Origin of the sequence: Streptococcus mitis, from assembly GCF_002005545.1 — a bacterium.
Lineage (GTDB): Bacteria > Bacillota > Bacilli > Lactobacillales > Streptococcaceae > Streptococcus > Streptococcus mitis_I.
Genome location: NZ_LBMT01000001.1, coordinates 1,877,949 through 1,895,414 on the forward strand (window position 1 = coordinate 1,877,949; position 17,466 = coordinate 1,895,414).

The 17,466-nt window shown below is 41.1% G+C and carries 12 protein-coding genes; 1 reads left to right on the plus strand and 11 read right to left on the minus strand.

The genetic code is table 11. The annotated features are described in order from the left end of the window. Positions 1 to 10 precede the first annotated feature (10 nt). The 3 genes from QS39_RS09540 to miaA are packed head-to-tail and all read right to left on the minus strand — an operon-like array spanning position 11 to position 2,742. Positions 11 to 634: a cystathionine beta-lyase gene (locus tag QS39_RS09540; protein WP_077805362.1), complete on the minus strand. Its 624-nt coding sequence runs from the start codon at positions 632 to 634 to the stop codon at positions 11 to 13. Next, the gene (gene hflX, locus QS39_RS09545; protein WP_024057897.1) at positions 627 to 1,865 is read right to left on the minus strand and encodes a GTPase HflX; all 1,239 of its coding nucleotides are present in this window, start codon (positions 1,863 to 1,865) and stop codon (positions 627 to 629) included. The genes QS39_RS09540 and hflX overlap by 8 nt, the downstream gene beginning before the upstream one ends. Then, positions 1,858 to 2,742 carry a tRNA (adenosine(37)-N6)-dimethylallyltransferase MiaA gene (gene miaA / locus QS39_RS09550; RefSeq protein ID WP_031227725.1) on the minus strand — a complete coding sequence of 295 codons (885 nt, stop codon included), beginning with the start codon at positions 2,740 to 2,742 and terminating at the stop codon, positions 1,858 to 1,860. Before miaA ends, hflX begins: the two co-directional genes overlap by 8 nt. Before the next feature lie 120 nt (positions 2,743 to 2,862). Here miaA and QS39_RS09555 point away from each other — a divergent pair, with 120 nt between their 5' ends. Continuing rightward, positions 2,863 to 3,033, plus strand: a complete 171-nt coding sequence (locus tag QS39_RS09555) for a DUF3042 family protein (RefSeq protein ID WP_001051777.1) — start codon at positions 2,863 to 2,865, stop codon at positions 3,031 to 3,033. A gap of 213 nt (positions 3,034 to 3,246) precedes the next feature. Here the strand turns inward: QS39_RS09555 and QS39_RS09565 are convergent, their stop codons facing one another. From QS39_RS09565 to QS39_RS09600, 8 genes are all read right to left on the minus strand, one after another. After that, positions 3,247 to 4,086, minus strand: coding sequence for a thymidylate synthase (locus tag QS39_RS09565; protein ID WP_077805363.1), 840 nt, complete (start codon positions 4,084 to 4,086; stop codon positions 3,247 to 3,249). Positions 4,087 to 4,183: 97 nt separating this feature from the next. Beyond that, positions 4,184 to 5,143: an ROK family glucokinase gene (locus tag QS39_RS09570; protein ID WP_077805364.1), complete on the minus strand. Its 960-nt coding sequence runs from the start codon at positions 5,141 to 5,143 to the stop codon at positions 4,184 to 4,186. A gap of 125 nt (positions 5,144 to 5,268) precedes the next feature. After that, on the minus strand, positions 5,269 to 6,414 hold the full coding sequence (locus tag QS39_RS09575; RefSeq protein WP_077805365.1) for an Ltp family lipoprotein: 1,146 nt from the start codon (positions 6,412 to 6,414) through the stop codon (positions 5,269 to 5,271). Between the two features lie 108 nt (positions 6,415 to 6,522). Beyond that, complete coding sequence (gene pabB, locus QS39_RS09580; RefSeq protein WP_077805366.1) at positions 6,523 to 8,241, minus strand: aminodeoxychorismate synthase component I; 1,719 nt, start codon at positions 8,239 to 8,241, stop codon at positions 6,523 to 6,525. A gap of 60 nt (positions 8,242 to 8,301) precedes the next feature. Next, positions 8,302 to 14,358 (minus strand): ZmpA/ZmpB/ZmpC family metallo-endopeptidase, encoded by a 6,057-nt coding sequence (locus QS39_RS09585; RefSeq protein ID WP_077805367.1) that lies wholly within the window; start codon positions 14,356 to 14,358, stop codon positions 8,302 to 8,304. Between the two features lie 2 nt (positions 14,359 to 14,360). Continuing rightward, positions 14,361 to 14,924: a TIGR01440 family protein gene (locus tag QS39_RS09590; RefSeq protein WP_180375030.1), complete on the minus strand. Its 564-nt coding sequence runs from the start codon at positions 14,922 to 14,924 to the stop codon at positions 14,361 to 14,363. Positions 14,925 to 15,038: 114 nt separating this feature from the next. Continuing rightward, the gene (locus QS39_RS09595) at positions 15,039 to 16,730 is read right to left on the minus strand and encodes a cache domain-containing sensor histidine kinase (protein ID WP_077805369.1); all 1,692 of its coding nucleotides are present in this window, start codon (positions 16,728 to 16,730) and stop codon (positions 15,039 to 15,041) included. Then, positions 16,727 to 17,464 carry a response regulator transcription factor gene (locus tag QS39_RS09600; protein ID WP_077805370.1) on the minus strand — a complete coding sequence of 246 codons (738 nt, stop codon included), beginning with the start codon at positions 17,462 to 17,464 and terminating at the stop codon, positions 16,727 to 16,729. The genes QS39_RS09595 and QS39_RS09600 overlap by 4 nt, the downstream gene beginning before the upstream one ends. Positions 17,465 to 17,466 lie beyond the last annotated feature (2 nt).

Here is a 17,466-nt window from a genome sequence, read left to right on the forward strand (position 1 = left end):
TACTTTCTAATTAATCAATATATAACATAGCTATGCGATTTTCCGATCGGAAATAGCGCTTGCCAGAAAAAGCTGTGGCTTCTTGTAATAACTCCTCTTGGCTGTAACCTTTAAGACGCTTGCGACCATCAGACAAGCTTTCCAAATCAGTCAAAGCTGTGAGACTATCCATGCTAACAACTTCCTCATCTCCAACAGCCTTCATGTAAATCTTGCCAGATTCTTCAAAGACTAGTTGATGGGGGAAAATTTGCGCAATCTCAAAGAGCAAGTCATCTGAAATCTTCTCCTCATTTTCAGAGAAAATTCTACCCAGTCCCTCACTCTCATAACAAAAACCAAAGGATTTACCAGACAGATTTAGGCGAATAAAGGGCTTGTTTTCTAAGGTGAAACTTGGATCAGCATTGTAGAGATTCAGTTCCTGACTGACTTCTGCAAAATAATCCGTCGCAGCCTCAGGACTTTTTTTCTGGTAGAGTTCTGCAAAGTAAGCATTGACCACGCTAGGTGGAGGAGTGATCAGTGCCAACTGCTCTTGCTCTGTTCTACCAGCTAGAAGTTGATCCAGATAGACCTTATCCAGACTTGTATAGCCCCCATATTTTAGAGCCAACGTTTTAATATCAGTCATAAAATTCCTCTAACCTCCATTTATTTTTCTCGGAAATGTAGCCTGTAATTACTTCGCCGTCCTCCTGATAATCGCGTTCTTCAAGAATCGCAACACTTTCTAAATCATGAATCTTATAGGACTTTGAAAAAGGCACGCGCAGGGTAAAAGATTCAAAAATATCCTTGATTTTCTCTAAAAACAAAGCCTGCAAATTCTCACGACTATCCTCAGACTTGGCAGAAATGAGGGCATAAGGCGTTTGGGTAGGCGTGAAATCCTCCACCAAATCCGCTTTATTATAAAGGGTCAGACGAGGAATATCTTCCATGTCCAGATCTTTCATGATGGACAGAACTGTTTTTTCATGCTCTTCGTGGTAAGGATTGCTGGCATCGATAACATGAACCAGAAGGTCTACATGCTTGCTTTCTTCCAAGGTCGACTTGAAACTGGATACCAACTCTGTCGGCAAATCTTGGATAAAGCCAACTGTATCTGTCAAAGTTACTTGAAGATTGCCTCCCAGATGGATACTCTTAGTCGTCGCGTCCAGAGTCGCAAATAATTCATCTGCTTCATACTGGGTCTTGCTGGTCAAGGTGTTCATGATGGTTGACTTCCCAGCATTGGTATAACCAATCAAACCAATCTTAAAGGTGCTTGACTCCAGACGTTTTTCTCGAACTGTCGCCCGATTTTTCTCAACCACCTTGAGCTGGCGCTCGATATCCGTGATTTGGTTGCGAACGCTACGACGGTTCAGCTCCAGCTGGCTTTCACCAGGTCCACGGGAACCAATTCCCCCTGCCTGACGACTGAGCATAATTCCCTGACCAACCAAGCGAGGCAAGAGATATTTGAGCTGGGCTAGGTGGACTTGTAGCTTCCCTTCATGGCTTCGAGCCCGCATGGCAAAGATATCCAAAATCAACTGCATACGGTCAATCACCTTAACACCCAGAACTTCTTCTAGATTGACATTTTGCCGTGGAGTCAAACGGTTGTTGACAATGACAGTAGTAATTTCTTCTGCATCCACCATAAGGGCAATCTCTTCCAACTTACCAGAGCCGACGAAGGTCTTGGAGTCATACTTTTCACGTTTTTGTCTGTAGCTATCTACAACAACTGCCCCTGCCGTTTTCGCTAAACTAGCCAATTCTTCCATGGAAAGATCAAAATTGTCCATGCCCTGCAATTCCACACCAATCAACAAGACGCGTTCCTCTTTTTTCTCCGTTTCAATCATCTAAAAACTCCTCTATCTGGCTTAAAATGCGGTCTTGCACACCAGCTTCTCCAATCTGATAAAAGGTGACCTGCATGCGATTACGGAACCAGGTTAACTGACGCTTGGCAAAACGGCGGGTCGCCTGTTTGAGACTCTCACTAGCTTCCTCCAAGGTCTGCTCTCCACAGAAATAAGGAAAGAGTTCCTTATAGCCAATTCCTTTAGCAGCCTGCACATCTGGATAATGGTCAAACAACCACTTGGCTTCGTCTAGAAGTCCAGCTTCAAACATCAGGTCCACTCGGTGATTGATACGTTCATATAATTGACTGCGTTCATCATCCAAGCAGATAATCAATGGTTCATACAAGGTCTCTTGATTTTCCAAATCCTGACCAAAATGGGCGATTTCCAAGGCACGCATAGCACGACGACGATTAAACTGGGGAATCTCAAGGCCAGCTTGCTCCACAAGATGAGCTAATTCCTCATCTGTATAAGGCTCCAAGCTAGCCCGATAGGCCAAAATTTCCTCATGGGGAGTCTCCCCACCTAGGTGGTAGCCTTCAAGCAAGCTCTGGATATAAAGCCCAGTCCCACCGGCTATAATGGCTAGCTTGCCACGGCTGTGAATATCCTCAATAGCCATCTTAGCTTCTGAAACAAAATCAAAAGCCGAGTAAGACTCGGTTACCTCTCTAACATCGATTAAATGATGGGGAACAGCTGCCTGCTCTTCTGGACTAGCCTTGGCCGTCCCAATATCAAGTCCTCGATAGACTTGCTGGCTATCTCCACTAACCACTTCGCCATTAAAACGCTTGGCCACTTCAATGGCAAGGGCTGTTTTTCCAACAGCAGTCGGTCCAACAATCACAATTATTTTTGTTTTCATCTTTTTTCCTTGAAAAATTCCCATTTTTTCGTTACTATTATTATAACACAAAAAGGTCAGTCAGAAAAATGTGACCTCTTGAAGAGGCTGGCTGATTGAGAATATAAAGGAGGAAGACTCATGGCTAAAGGATTCGCTAAAGGTCTTGTAACAGGTGTCGCAGGAACTGTCGCTGCACTTGCAGGCGCGGTATACGCATTTAAAAAGAAAGTAATCGAACCAGAAGAGCAAAAAGCAGCTTTCATCGAAGAAAACCGTAAAAAAGCAGCTCGTCGTCGCGTATCACGTTAAGAAACAAAAGAAGTTGGGATTTATTTCTCAACTTCTTTTTTCTATTCTTTTATACTCAATGAAAATCAAAGAGCAAACTAGGAAGCTAGCCACAGATTGCTCAAAGCACTGTTTTGAGATTGTGGATAGAACTGACGAAGTCAGCTCAATACATGGTTTTGAGGTTGTAGATGAAGCGACGCTGACGTGGTTTGAAGAGATTTTCGAAAAGTATTAAATTGCTAGGTCAAACTTCAACTGTGGCTTGACAGGGTCATAATCCACCAACTCAAAATCTTCTGCTTTAATATCAAAGAAATTGGTCTTATCTGGCACATTCAATACCAAACGTGGTTGGCAGTTTGACGGCTCCCGACGAAGCAATTCCTCTGCTTGTTCAAATTGATTGTCATAGATATGAAGGTTGTTGATAAAGTAGAAGAACTTCCCAACCTTCCAGCCAAAATGCTTGGCAATCATCATTTGAAGAGCCACATACTGCATAGCATTGATGTGGTGGGCCACTAGCATATCATTAGAACGCTGGGTCAAGGTCGCATCCAGATAAATTTCCCCATCTATACGGCGGACATCAAACATGGTCTGAAAGGCACATGGGAGCAGTCCATCGGTTTCTTCGAAAGCTTGGTAATCCCAGAGTGATATGATATTGCGACGGTTCCAAGGGTTGGCTTCCAACTGCTTGAGAAGCTTATTGATGATATCGTGTTTCTTAACAACGGCACCATAGCGCTCACCAATGGTTCCAGTATCACCCACTTCCCAGTCATTCCAGTAGTGAACATTGTACTTGTCATTGAGCACTTCTAGGCTATTGGACTGGTCTTGGTAAATCCAGAGCACTTCTTTGATAGCTGATTTGATGGCAATAGGACGCAAGGTTGTGATGGGGAATTCTCCTTTAGATAAGTCGTACTCGGAAAAGGCACCCGTTACATACTTGGAATTGGCAACAGTTCCATCCTTGTACTTGGGACGGGCCTGCTCAGAAAAAACACCATCTTTGAGGATTCGTTCAATATTTTCTTTAAAAATCGTATCTGCTTTTGTCATTCTCTCTCACCTCATTTATTGTCCTAACTAGTATAGCATAAAAAAAGAAAGGAGGAAAATCACTCGCTTCTGGAAAGCAATTTTCTCCTTTTTTATTTTACTGCAATACAAGTGATGCTGCTCCGATAACTCCAGCGTCATTTCCTAGAGTTGCAAGAGCCAATTTAGTGGATGTGCGTACTTGTGGGAAGCTATTTTCGTCGTAGACTTTTTGAACACCTTGTAGAAGGAATTCTCCCGCAGCTGATACACCACCACCGATAACGATTGTTGATGGGTTGAGGATTGAACCGATGTTGGCACAAGCGATTCCCAAGTAGCGTGAGAAGTTACGGTAAACGATCAAAGCAAGGTCGTCTCCTTCTTTTGCGAGATCAAAGACAGTCTTAGCAGTTACTTCTTCTCCGTTATCAATCAAGCGTTTCAAGGCTGCATCGCCTTCGTATTCATCGGCATAGCGACGAGTCAAGTTGACAATTCCTGTTGCTGAAGCAACTGTCTCAAGACAGCCTTTTTTACCACAGGTACATGCGATTGGTTGGTCAAAGTCAACAGTGATGTGGCCAAGCTCACCTGCTGCACCAGCAACACCATGAAGCAATTTGCCTTCTGCGACGATACCGCCACCAACACCTGTACCGAGTGTCATAAAGACAACATCTGGTTGGTTATCTCCAGCACCCATCCAACGTTCACCAAGAGCTGCTACGTTAGCATCATTATCGATGAAAAATGGAATACCCAAGGCTTTTTCAATCTTCTCTTTGATTGGTTGAAGGGTTTTCCAGTTCAAGTTGTAGGCACCAATAACAGTTCCTTTTTCACGGTCAACCACACCTGGTGATCCCATTCCAATACCTTGGAAGTCCGCTGCTACCAATCCAAGCAAGTCCAAACGGTGTTGAATAGACTCAATCATATCATCAACGATATGACTTCCGTCATCCAAAATATTAGTCTTGATAGACCATTTTTCTTGGATTTCTCCTGCTGTTGTTAAGATTGCAAATTTGATAGAAGTTCCACCAAGGTCAATCCCAATAATCTTTTGACTCATCATATTCTCCTTTTTCATTATGAATTAATTGAAAATGCTTACAGTACTAGTATAACAAAATTCACTCATTTATGCAAAGGTTTGCGTGAATGAATTATAAGGAATTTTTCGCCTACCAGTATCTGTTAGTCATCTAAATGATTAATTGCATAGTTAGCTTCTTCCTCTGTAAAGCCATCTATAGAAGAGGTCAATTGATTGATGAGACGAGACTTAGACATATTAAATAATTTTCTATAGTTCTTAGCATTAAATAAGGCATTATATTTATAATCGGCTTCTAAATGATCAACCGCATATTGAGCTGCATCATTTGAAAATTTATCAAAATCAGAAGTTAATTGTCTATACATACGTTTTTTTGACATGTGGAATAACGAATTATAACTTTTTGCCTTTCCTAAAGCAGCAGAATATTCACTATTGCTATCATTACTAGAAGAAGCTATGCTTGCTTGACCTTCCTTCCAAACTCCGTCAGCTCCAACATAATAACGTCCACCATCAACCCATTCATTGACAGCCATTTTACCATTCGATTTTAAATAGTAATTTCCTTGCCATGTACTATAAGCATAAGATCCATCGGATTTCAAGTAATACCAAGCTTGATAGGTAGCATCATAAACCCATTCATTGATAGCCATTTTACCATCTGATTTCAAATAGTAGTTCCCTTGCCAAGCATTGCGAGCATAAGAACCATCGGATTTCAAGTAATACCAGGCTTGGTAAGAAGAGTCATAAACCCATTCACCTTTAGCCATTTTACCGTTTGATTTAAGGTAGTAAGCTCCTTGCCATGTACTGTAAGCATAAGATCCATCGGATTTCAAGTAATACCAAGCTTGATAAGAATCATCATAAATCCATTCGCTCTGGGCCATTTTACCGTCTGCTTTCAGGTAATAACTTCCTTGCCAAGTATTTTTCACTGGGTTTCCATTTCCATCAAAGTAGTACCAAGCACCGTCCTGCTTAACCCAACCACTTGTTGTAGATGAAGTTGTGTTGGTTTGAGCCGCAGTTGCTTGTTTTGCTTTAAAGGCACCCTTAGGAGCATTTTTCAATTCGCAAGCCACACCATCATGATCGCGGTCTAACTTGGCAGAATAACCAGGATCCCCCTCATGAAGATCCGAATAGCCATTAGCCCAAGCTTCCATACAGCTAGAAAAATGGATGTTTTCTTCTGCTAAAACTGGTTGTGAAAACAAAGCCAAAACTGGCAATGTCGCCAGACTTATTTTTAAAAATAGACGTTTGTTCATCTTTTTCTCCCATAATTATGATATCGATTTCATGTTTATTTTATCAGATTTATTTCTTCAATTCAAGGAAAAATCAATCCTAGTTCTTATAACTTTTCATTACAATTTTTATTTTTGAATAAATAACTCATACAAGCCTCTCACTGCATTACAGCCGTAAATAGCTTCTGCTTGGACTAAGTCTGCCAAGGTCAAGACTTTCTCTTCTACCTGTCCTCTTTCCAGCAAATGCTGACGGTAAATTCCCGGCAAGATTCCAAGTCGAATAGGCGGTGTGTAGAGTTTTCCAGCGATTTTCAGAACCAAATTTCCTATAGAGGTTTCAAGAAGTTCTCCAGACTTATTGTGGTAAATAATCTCTTGCTCCCCTAGATTCAAATGCGGTCGGTGAGTCGTTTTGAAGTAGGTAAAGGCTTGTTGCAAATTGGATTCCTGCAGACAAAGTTTGGCCTGGCAGAAATGCGAACTAAGGGGGTTTAGGATTTGACGACTGAGTTCTATCTTTCCAGATTTGCTGAGAGAAATTCGCAAGCGGTAATCTTGATTAACTTCACAATCCTGACACTCTTCTTCTATCTTTTGTCTCAAAATTTCTGGGTCAAAAGGGTAAGCAAAATATCGACTAGCTTTTCTCAGTCTTTCCAAATGTTGTTCTTCAAACAGCAATTGTTTTTGGCTGATTTTTCCAGTTGTAATTATTTGGAAACGAGCTTGCTTACGATAGAGAACAGCTGCCTTTTGATGAACCTCTCGGTATTCAGATTCCCAAGTGCTATCCCAAGTAATGCCACCACCCACTCCATATATGGCTTTTTCTTGATGCAATTGAATGGTCCGAATGGCTACATTGAAAATCCGTCGCCCATTTGGAAGCAAGAGACCAATCGTTCCACAGTAGACTCCGCGCGGTTGTGGCTCCAAGTCCTTGATAATCTCCATTGTCGCAATTTTGGGTGCTCCCGTTATGGAACCGCAAGGAAAGAGAGAACGGAAGATTTCAACAAGGTCCACATCCTCTCGCAACCGACTCTTGATAGTCGAAGTCATCTGCCAAACCGTTGAATACTGTTCTACTTGGCAAAGACGCTCCACGTGCTCACTCCCCACCTCAGAAATACGGTTCATATCATTGCGCAAGAGGTCCACAATCATCATATTTTCAGAGCGATTTTTGGGGTCCTGTTCCAACCAACTGGCCTGCTCCAAGTCTTCTTGGTCAGTCATGCCACGCTGAGTCGTTCCCTTCATTGGTCGCGTCGTCAATTCACGGTCATTTTGCTCAAAAAAGAGCTCCGGGCTCATGGAAATCACTGCCATCTCGTCATGTTCAACATAGGCATTGTAGCCCGCCTCCTGCTCTACCACCATGCGATTGTAGATGGCAAACGGATTAGCACTTAAATCTTGCTTGAGTTGGACGGTATAGTTGACCTGGTAGGTATCCCCCTGCCGCAAATGATGATGTATCTGTACAATAGCCTTTTCATAGTTTGCTGCAGACGTTACTTCCTGCCAGTTTGAAGGCAGATCTATTTCCTCATAAGTAAAAGGAATAGGGGATGTTTCTACCCTATCATGAACAGTAAAATAAAGCAAATACTCGTCCAATAAAGGGGCCTTGTGAACTGCTAATTTTTCCTCAAAAGCAGGTGCAGCCTCGTAGCTGATATAGCCCACCACATAGTAGCCCTGCTCTTGGTAGCTTTCCACTTGTGCCAGCAAATCTGCCACTTCTGCTACATTTCTCGTTTTTAACTCTTTGATAGGCTGGGTAAAGGTGTATCTCTCCCCCAAAGCCCTAAAATCAATCACTGTTTTTCTATGCATACCTTAAGTATAGCACAAAATAAGAAAACCCTCATCCGCAAAGCAGATGAGAGATTTCAATTATTTAAAGATTGAAGTTTTAAAGCTGTTTGTTTGTTGAAGAAGTTTCTTGAAGATTTTCTCTTTAAGTGATACGGTATTATCAAATTTAACTGAGCCATTATTAAGAGTTGCTTTATCTTTATCAACGGCAGCAGAGAATGCATTCTTCAAGTCATCGTAACTACTGTATGTAGTACCGTCGATTGTAACAGGGTTAAATCCTGCTTTCGCTTTATCAACAACTTCTTTGAAGTATTCTTTCTTCCAATCTTCTAGAGTATTAAATTTACCATCAGAAACTTTCTTAATGATAAAGTCATCACCTAGAGTAGCATGACCAGCTTGTTTAGACTCATTTTTCAGCATGTTAGAAGCATAATTTAGGAAGCCTTTTTCATATCCAAAGTAACCCCACATACGGAAGGTGTTATGTTTGAATGACATAGAGCCTGGAGCTCCTTCACTTGTATTACCACCATAGATACCAGCAGTGATAGGCACCGTTACATAGGCAGAGCCAAATCCAGTTGGGTCATAAGTACCATTACCAGGACCGTGTTTGGTCATGAAGTTCTTATCTACTAGGTCGTTAACAGATGTTAAATGATATTCTTTTTCTTCTGCATTTAAATCTCTAACGTTGTCGTATTGGTTCTTCGTATTAGCTCCACGTAGTTTTTTATCCACTTTCTTGAACCAAGCACTATTTAAAGCTTTATCCTGTTTATCAATAACAGCTTCTCCTTCAAGGTAATCAAGAAGCATGAGGGTATCATTGAAACCTTTCATGTAATGATCAATTTCATCGCGAGAAGTAAGGTCATTTGGATTCGTGTTATACCATTGATTTCCATTATTTGGACGTTCGTAGGCCATGTTCAATCCTAGTGCTTTAAAATCTCCATTTGGACTTGTTTCAGCAGGTGATTGTAACATACCTTGTGCGAATGCTTCTAGGTCAGTACCTTCACGGTGTCTAGAACCACCTAAGTAAACCATACGGTCGTTTACGTGAGTCGTTTCGTGAGTGAAGGCTGAGATACCGAAGTCACTGATCATATCAGTAACCATGAAGAATACAGAATCATCTTTATAAGGGTTTCCGTAAATACGAGCTACAGCTCCCATACGCCAGTCAGTTGCGTGATAACGATCTGTTGGTCCATATAATTCACGAACAGGAGCGACATCTTTACCACTAGCAGTATGACCATAACGATCTGTGCTAATACCTTTATAGTTTTGGTTATCTAGTACTGGTGTTGGAACCATGTTGTTGCTCTTAAGTAGTTGATTACGAACTTTATCTAATGATAATCGAGACCAGAAGTCTAGGTAATTTTGTTGGCCTTTAGCAACTTTATCGATTTCTTTCTTGAATGCCTCACGTTCTGCTTCTGTATTCTTACCATATTTCTCAAATGAACTGTATGCCATAGTGTTATATGTTGAGATTAAGAACATGTGAGCATCTTTTAAGTTTAATAGTGGAAGAATCATTTTACCGTGAACATCATTATTCAATCCTTCGTATGCTCTGTGTTTCTTATCAGCAAATTCAGGAGTTGTTGTCTTCGGTTCAACGACATATACATTATCTTTAGTTGCTTTTATGAACCAATCGTTTAAGTCTGTATCACTTGTGAAGAGTTCCATATTGTATTTCAGGAACTCATGTAAATTACCTTTACCAGTAGCACCAGCAATAATTTCGCGGTATGCATCGTGAGTACGATTACCTTTCACGTTGTTTTCTTTAGAACCAATATTAATAATTCTATCTAATACACTAACGTTCTTACCGTAGAAGTCAGGTTTGAATAACATTAACTCTTTAATGTTAAAGTCATCGAATTTAACTCCGTAGTAACGGTTGAGGTAAGACAAACCAAGAAGAACTGCTGCTTTGTTGTCATCGATTTTCTTAATCAAGGCACGTTTAGCGGCTTCATCTGTGTTCAGTTGGTGATCTTCATTTTCCACTAACTTCGTAACAAATTGAGTAAGATTATCTTTCACATACTTGAAGCTTTCTTCTAGATAAAGATTCTTAACTGCGTTAACTTTTCCATCACCATTTCTTCCAAACAGTTTGTAAACATCGTCAGATTGCAGTTCAACTGGACTCAATTTACTTTCGATAGCACTGATTAAGTCAGCACGATCTTTAACAACCATGTTTGGTGTGTAAACAACTTCACCAAGCTCAGCAACACTATACTCTTTTACTTGCTTAACTTGAGAGTCCTTAGGAGAAATCGTAAAGATATCTTTTGTCTTATCCGCGTAGTGAACCATAATATGGTCGGCATCTGTAAGGTCTGTGACAAAGTCATTGCCTTTCATTGCAGTTACAGACAATACTTCTTTGGTCATTAATGGACTATCAGCGGCTAATTTATTTCCTTGATTTACAATCCATTCTTTGTTGTAGAACGGTTGAAGTTTTTCAACATTACGATAAGCAAGTTCACGAGATGCATCATAGTCATCAATGTTTTTGTATTGATCAGCTTTACTTACAATATTGTTCAGTTTGTCTTCAATAGGAAGTGTGCTTTCGAATTTATCAGCAGTGATTCCCATTTTAGCAATTAATTCATCAGCTTTTTCTTTAGTTATGCTAGGAATTTTTTTAGAATTTTTATAAGTTGTTTTACCTTCACTTACACCCTCAACACTGTAGTTGCGCTTCGTTCTAGAGTATGTAAAGTAATCATCAGCATCAATATCAGAGTGACCAAAGACCATTTCACCAGTCTTAACTTTCATCATAGTGATGTTGTCTTCTATAGCCCCTAGTGCCCAGTTAGTCCCTAACAGTCCACCAGACATAACGGCTTCTTTCAGTTCGATAGATCCTTTTGCTACAGAGTTTCGAAGAGTACCTTCTTTACCTAAAGTGCTGTTGTTGCCACCATTTTGAGATGAATATACGATTCCTGCAGCTTTAGCTTTGTTACCTGTAATTTCAGCATCAACATAAGCTTTTTCTACAATACCTTTCCAGTTCTCACCGACAATACCTGTTAAGTAACCACCTCGATTTCCAGCAGCGTGTACTTTACCGATAAATGCAACGTTACTTAATTTTCCACTACCATCAATTTTATTGATAACACCAGATACATCATTATTACCAACAACGTTACCTGTTACTTTAATGTTTTCTACAGTAGCATTATTTTTGATAACATTCGCTAGTGGTGCAATCCTATCAGTCCCTGGCATGTCGATATTTACATTTTCAAGTAGTAAATCTTTAACAGTACCACCGACAATATCACCGAACAAAGGTCTGTTCATATTGCTAATGGTAAATTTATTACCGTCAGTGCTTGTTAATGTTCCTTTAAAAGTATTAGTAACATAAGATTTTCCTGCTGGTTTAACGTTAGCAGCATTGATATTGCTACCAAGCTTAAATGTGCCAGTCGGGTCTTTTTGCATAGCTTTTACAAGGTCGTCAAAGCTATAATATACATCACCTTCGTGTGCTTTTTGTTTTTCAAAGTAATGAACATACTCTTCGCTAAGTGTGTTATCTGCATTACGTTGAACTAAGTCTGGTGCTTTGGCAGTGACTTTATATAAAGTTTTTCCGTCTTTTTCTACTTCTTCAATCTTGTCAACAGCAAGTCGTGTAACCTTGTTGTCGTGAGTGGTCACTCGTAGATAAAGTGGGGCAACATCAGCTGGTTTTTCTGTCAGCAAACTAGTATCTGTTTCATTACCGTCAGCGTCCACACTCATCAAGCTTGTTTCTTTAATGTTTTTGATTTCAACTTTTTTGAGGTCAAGTCTTAGAGGTTCTTCATTCAGAACTACTTCCTCATCGCCTTCACCACGGTCATAAACCATCTTAGTTTCAATCTTATAATCTTTGTAGTATTGCAAATCTGTCAGGTTAGCTGTTAAGTTGTCAGGTGAAACATTCAATGTTTTCACAATCTCATCACCTTTTTTCAGAGTTAAGGTGATAGATTTAATGGCTGCCTTGCTTGGATTTTCTAGACTGTATTTAACATCTGAAATCCGTTTCAAATCCTTAGGCTCAACTGCTGTGATGGTCAATACTGGTTTTTCAAAGCTCTTGGTACCACGTTTCAAAATTTTGTCTTGAGGGGCCTCAAGGATTTCCTCTGTAACTTTTGGAGCGTCCTCTGTTTTAACTCCCTTAATGGTATTAAAAGTCTTGGTGATTTTTTTCTGACCTTCTTTACCTTCTTGAGCTACAACTTCTAAACCGTTTTTCAGTTGAGCATCTTCTTCAATCTTTTCTTTGAATGGAATCTTTTCAAGGCTTTCCTCTACAAGAGTTCCTTCAATTGGTTTTGTACCACGGCTTACCTGTTGGTTTACAGGCTCCTTGGTCACTTCCGTACTGGTTGAAAGAACTTGGTCAGTTTTGACACCTTCTACCGTTTTATAGGTTGTTTTTGTAACTTGACTTCCTTTTTCACCATTTCGTAGGATAGTTTCTTCGTCTGTATACTTAGTTGGATCCTCAGTCGTTTCAGTTTTGTAGTCAATTTCTGTAGTTGATTCTTCAACAAGGGTTCCCTCAGTCACCTTATACTCAGGTAATTGATCTTGAACAAGTGCTTGACCTTCTTTACCTGCCTCTTGAGTTCCTTTAGACTCTACTATAGCTTCTGGTAGTTCCGGTTGTGTTAGAGCTTGTCCTTCCTTACCTGCCTCTTGAGTTCCTTTAGACTCTACTATAGCTTCTGGTAGTTCCGGTTGCGTTAAGGCTTGTCCTTCCTTACCTACCTCTTGAGTTCCTTTAGACTCTACTATAGCTTCTGGTAGTTCCGGTTGCGTTAAAGATTGACCTTCCTTACCTGCCTCTTGAGTTCCTTTAGACTCTACTTTAGCCTCTGGTAATTCCGGTTGAGTTAAAGCTTGACCTTCTTTGCCTGCCTCTTGGGTTACTTTAGACTCTACGGTAGCTTCTGGCAATTCTGGCTGTGTTAGTGCTTGACCTTCTTTTCCTGCCTCTTGCGTCCCTTTAGCTACTTGGTGGCTTGGTTCAGTTTGTGGTACTGGAGTTGGGGCAGGTTGCACCTCTTTCTTAGTTCCGACTGCAATGACTTGCGACACAGGATTTTGAACCACTTGGTCTTCAATGACTTCTCTAACTTCTTGACCATTGACCATCGATACTTTAGTTACAAGACGACGCTGACCCTTTACTCCTGCTGTGACGATACGAGTCTGTCCTTCTGCTAGATTCGCATCTGGGCTTGTGACCGTTTCAAAAGGAATCTCAACCAAGCTCTCTTCCTGTCTTGTCTGAGGCTTCTCAGAAACTGGTTTTTCTTCAATAGCAGGAGCAACTGGAGTCTCTACTACAGGTTTTTCGATGACAGTTTCTGGAGTGACAGCAGGTCTTTCTTGAACTACTTCTATTTTCTCATTTTCTTTTGAACTTTGCTTTTCTACTGGCAACTGAGGATGGTCAACTGAAGCTGGTCTTGATGGATGGAGTTCCGCTTCCTTAAAGTATCCAATATACTCATAGCCATCAATGTGGATAATCCCTTCAGCCAAGCCTTCATGGGTAGAGGCTGAAATAGTTTGGTTATAAGAAAGCAATTCTTTATTTTCAAATGCAAATGTCCCATAAGGTACAAAGGTACTAGCTCCTAAAGAACCAATCAAGAGAACACCTAGAACTTCTCTACGACCTTTTTTAGACACCAAAAAGACTGCTAGAGAAGCCGTTGCCAAGCCAAGACCTGCTAGGGCTAGCTCCTTACTTCCGGTATAGGGAAGTTGTTGACTGTTAGTTGCCTTCTTACGATAAACTACATAGAGAATATCATCATCTTGAAATTCTGTAGGAACCTCATGGTGAATCAGGGCTTTTTCAGACTCGGTCAATTCCTGCTCCGCCAAATAACGGTAATGAACGCTATGAGCACCGCCAACTTCATTGGCTTGAACCTTATCTACCGAAAGGGCACTGGCTCCAAAAAGGAAGGCTCCGATGGCTACAGGACCTACCCCAACAGTTAGCTTACGAATTGAATATTTTGTGATTTTTTCTAGTTGCTGTTTTGTTTTTCTCATTTTCACGACTTTCTAATAGAATCTTGTGGATAATGCGCACGCGCACCTCCAATTAATTTTGGACGACTAGCCAATGCCGTTACGTGGGCATGACCAATCTCTCTCAAAAGAGGACGAATCGGAACCTGAACATGCTTAACATGCATGCCAATTGCAGTGTCTCCGATATCCAATCCAGCATGAGCCTTGATAAATTCAACCTCAACTGGATCCTTCATAAACTTGAAGGCTGCCAACTGACCTGAACCTCCTGCATGAAGGGTAGGAAGGACACTGACGATTTCCAGACCCAACTGCTCTGCCAACTGACGTTCAACAACGAGGGCCCGATTGACATGTTCACAGCCTTGAACAGCTAGATGAATTCCTTTTTCCTCTAAGATATCTAGGATGGTCTTCACAATGATTTCGCCAATTTCTTGGCTGGATTCCTTGCCAATCTGACCACCTATCACTTCACTAGAAGAAAGGCCCAAAACAAAGATAGATCCTTGCTTCAAATTGGCCTTTTCTAATACATCTTTTACAATCTGGCTTGTTTCTCTTTGAATGTCTTTTTCCTTCATACTTGATACCTCTTTTGTCACTATCTATCATATCGTTTTTTCTACGTTTTAGCAAGATAGACAACCTAGAAAGCTTGCCCAATTACGCATAAAACTCCCAGAATTGACTGGGAGTTAGTTAGTTTCTATTCTATTTATGTATATTTCAACCGTCGTCCCTTTTGAGGGAATAGAATCGATCTTCATCTGGTAATTGGCTCCAAAATGAAGTTTGAGCCGTTGGTCAATATTTTGAAGACCAACTCCCCCACGTTTTAGCTGACTTTGACTACTATCGCTAGCATCTTGGAAACCAACTCCATCATCCTCAATACGGATGACCAGTCCTGAATCCTGTTTCTGAACAGAAACTCTAATATGTCCCTGACCTTCTTTTTCCTTAATGCCATGGTAAAGGGCATTTTCTACCAAGGGTTGTAACACTAACTTGGGCAAGACTAGATGATCAAAGGCAGGATTTTCAGCAATTTCGTATTCCAGCTTATCTCCATAGCGTTGTTTCTGGATAAAGAGATACTGGCGGACATGGTTGATTTCGTCAGACAGGCAAATCAAATCCTTGCCTTGATTGAGCGCCAAGCGGAAATAGGTTGCCAAGGACTTGGTCACCTGAACCACGCGCTGACTATCCTGAAATTCAGCCATCCAGATGATGGTATCCAAGGTGTTATAGAGGAAATGCGGATTAATCTGGCTCGATAGGGCTTGAAGTTGGTACTGACGGGTCGTTTCTTCCTGCCTGCGAACATCCGCCATCAGCTGATCAATCTGATCCAACATGGCATTAAATTGGCGAGTCACTTCTCTCAGTTCATAGGCACCAGTTTCCTTGGCACGAAGATTCTGAGTACCTGAAGCAATTTCCAGCATGGTTTCTCTCAAATCCTTCAAAGGAGCAATCCAGCGTTTAAGACTGAACCACACCAAACAGAGACAGGCAAGAAGAGAGGTGACACTAGCTCCAAGCAAGGTCCACAAGAGTTGATTCCGAAGCTGGTCTAACTTCTCCAACGAAGACACACCAAGCACCGTCCAATCTGTTCCTACAATCTTTTCCTGACTGACGTAGGATTTGTGATCTGGAGTATAGCCCTGCCCTGTCTCAATATAGGGTTTCATGGCCTCCATTTCGCTAGACGAACTATAAACTGTATGTTGAGGATGGTAGACAAATTCATGGTTTTCATTGATGATGAAGGCAAAACCCTGCTGACCCAACTGAAGCTGGTTGAGATAGGCTTCTAGAGTTTCGTAGGAAATATCCAAACGAAGCACACCCAGATTGGCTCCCTTTGCATCAACAAGTTCTTGAGTTACAGAAATAACCCACTGACTATCTGATTGACGAGCTGGAGTCAAAACAGGCATGGCTCCCTGATGAATGGCCTTTTGGTACCAATCCTCAGCCATCATATCAGAGGAAGTTTTCATTTGCACACTGTCATCTGTAGAAATGACCTGACCGGATTTGGTCACCAGGACAACAGTTTTCAAGTCCTGATCTGCCTTTAAGATGGTCAAAAACAGATTTCGGATTCCCTTTACCTTGTCTTTAGTGGGATTCTCAGCATAGGCTAGGACATCCTCCTGCTGGGTCAAACTGGTCGAGGTGGTTTCTAATTTTTTGATATAAGACTGGATAAAATGGCTAGTCTGACTGATAGTCGTTTGGCTATTGCCTTCAATTGTGGTCTCAATGGCTGAAGAACTCGATTGATAGTAGAAAGTCCCAACCAGAGCTAGTAGAATGAGAAAGACCAGAAAGATGGAAATAACCATTCTGACTAGGAGAGAAGAACGCCTCATCGATCTTCTCCCTTCTTAAACTGACGCGGAGTCACACCTGCAATCTGTTTAAAACGTTGGGTAAAGTAATTTATATCTTCAAAACCAACCTTTTCAGCTATCTCGTAAATCTTCAGATCTGTAGTTAAAAGCAAGAGCTTGGCTTGTTTGACACGTTCTCGCACCAGGTAATCCTGAAAAGGCAGACCCAACTCTTTCTTAATCAAGGAGCTCAGATAAGTCGGACTAAAGCCCAAGTCACTGGCCAAAGACTTCAAACTAAACTGACTGTCACCCAGATGGGACTGGATTTTCTGAGCCAGGTTTCCTTCAAACTTATCGGTCAGTAAATCTTGTAACTGTTCTTCTTTCTCTTCCTTATCCAATTTTTGCTTGATTTTCCCCAACATTTCCTCAATATCCTGACGAGAAAAGGGTTTGAGCAGATAGTCATCTACACCTAGCTTGACAGCAGACAAGGCATAATCAAAATCATCGTAGCCTGTCAAAAAAACTAGATGAATCTGAGGATAGGTTTCTCGAACCAGACTAGCCAACTGGATGCCATTTAACTGAGGCATATTGATATCGGTTAGAATGATATCTGGAACTTGTTGTTGAATCAATTCCCAAGCCTGCCTTCCATTTTCAGCCTGACCGATGATTTCCATATCGTAAGCTGCTACATTAACCAGTTTGGTCAAGCCTTGTCTTACCAGATATTCATCTTCTACGATTAAGATTGTATAGGTCATGC

Bases quoted from the DNA above. Each gene is read 5' to 3' on its own strand.
- QS39_RS09540 (WP_077805362.1), bottom strand. From the start codon at position 634: ATGACTGATATTAAAACGTTGGCTCTAAAATATGGGGGCTATACAAGT.
- hflX (WP_024057897.1), bottom strand. From the start codon at position 1,865: ATGATTGAAACGGAGAAAAAAGAGGAACGCGTCTTGTTGATTGGTGTG.
- miaA (WP_031227725.1), bottom strand. From the start codon at position 2,742: ATGAAAACAAAAATAATTGTGATTGTTGGACCGACTGCTGTTGGAAAA.
- QS39_RS09555 (WP_001051777.1), top strand. From the start codon at position 2,863: ATGGCTAAAGGATTCGCTAAAGGTCTTGTAACAGGTGTCGCAGGAACT.
- QS39_RS09565 (WP_077805363.1), bottom strand. From the start codon at position 4,086: ATGACAAAAGCAGATACGATTTTTAAAGAAAATATTGAACGAATCCTC.
- QS39_RS09570 (WP_077805364.1), bottom strand. From the start codon at position 5,143: ATGAGTCAAAAGATTATTGGGATTGACCTTGGTGGAACTTCTATCAAA.
- QS39_RS09575 (WP_077805365.1), bottom strand. From the start codon at position 6,414: ATGAACAAACGTCTATTTTTAAAAATAAGTCTGGCGACATTGCCAGTT.
- pabB (WP_077805366.1), bottom strand. From the start codon at position 8,241: ATGCATAGAAAAACAGTGATTGATTTTAGGGCTTTGGGGGAGAGATAC.
- QS39_RS09585 (WP_077805367.1), bottom strand. From the start codon at position 14,358: ATGAGAAAAACAAAACAGCAACTAGAAAAAATCACAAAATATTCAATT.
- QS39_RS09590 (WP_180375030.1), bottom strand. From the start codon at position 14,924: ATGAAGGAAAAAGACATTCAAAGAGAAACAAGCCAGATTGTAAAAGAT.
- QS39_RS09595 (WP_077805369.1), bottom strand. From the start codon at position 16,730: ATGAGGCGTTCTTCTCTCCTAGTCAGAATGGTTATTTCCATCTTTCTG.
- QS39_RS09600 (WP_077805370.1), bottom strand. From the start codon at position 17,464: ATGACCTATACAATCTTAATCGTAGAAGATGAATATCTGGTAAGACAA.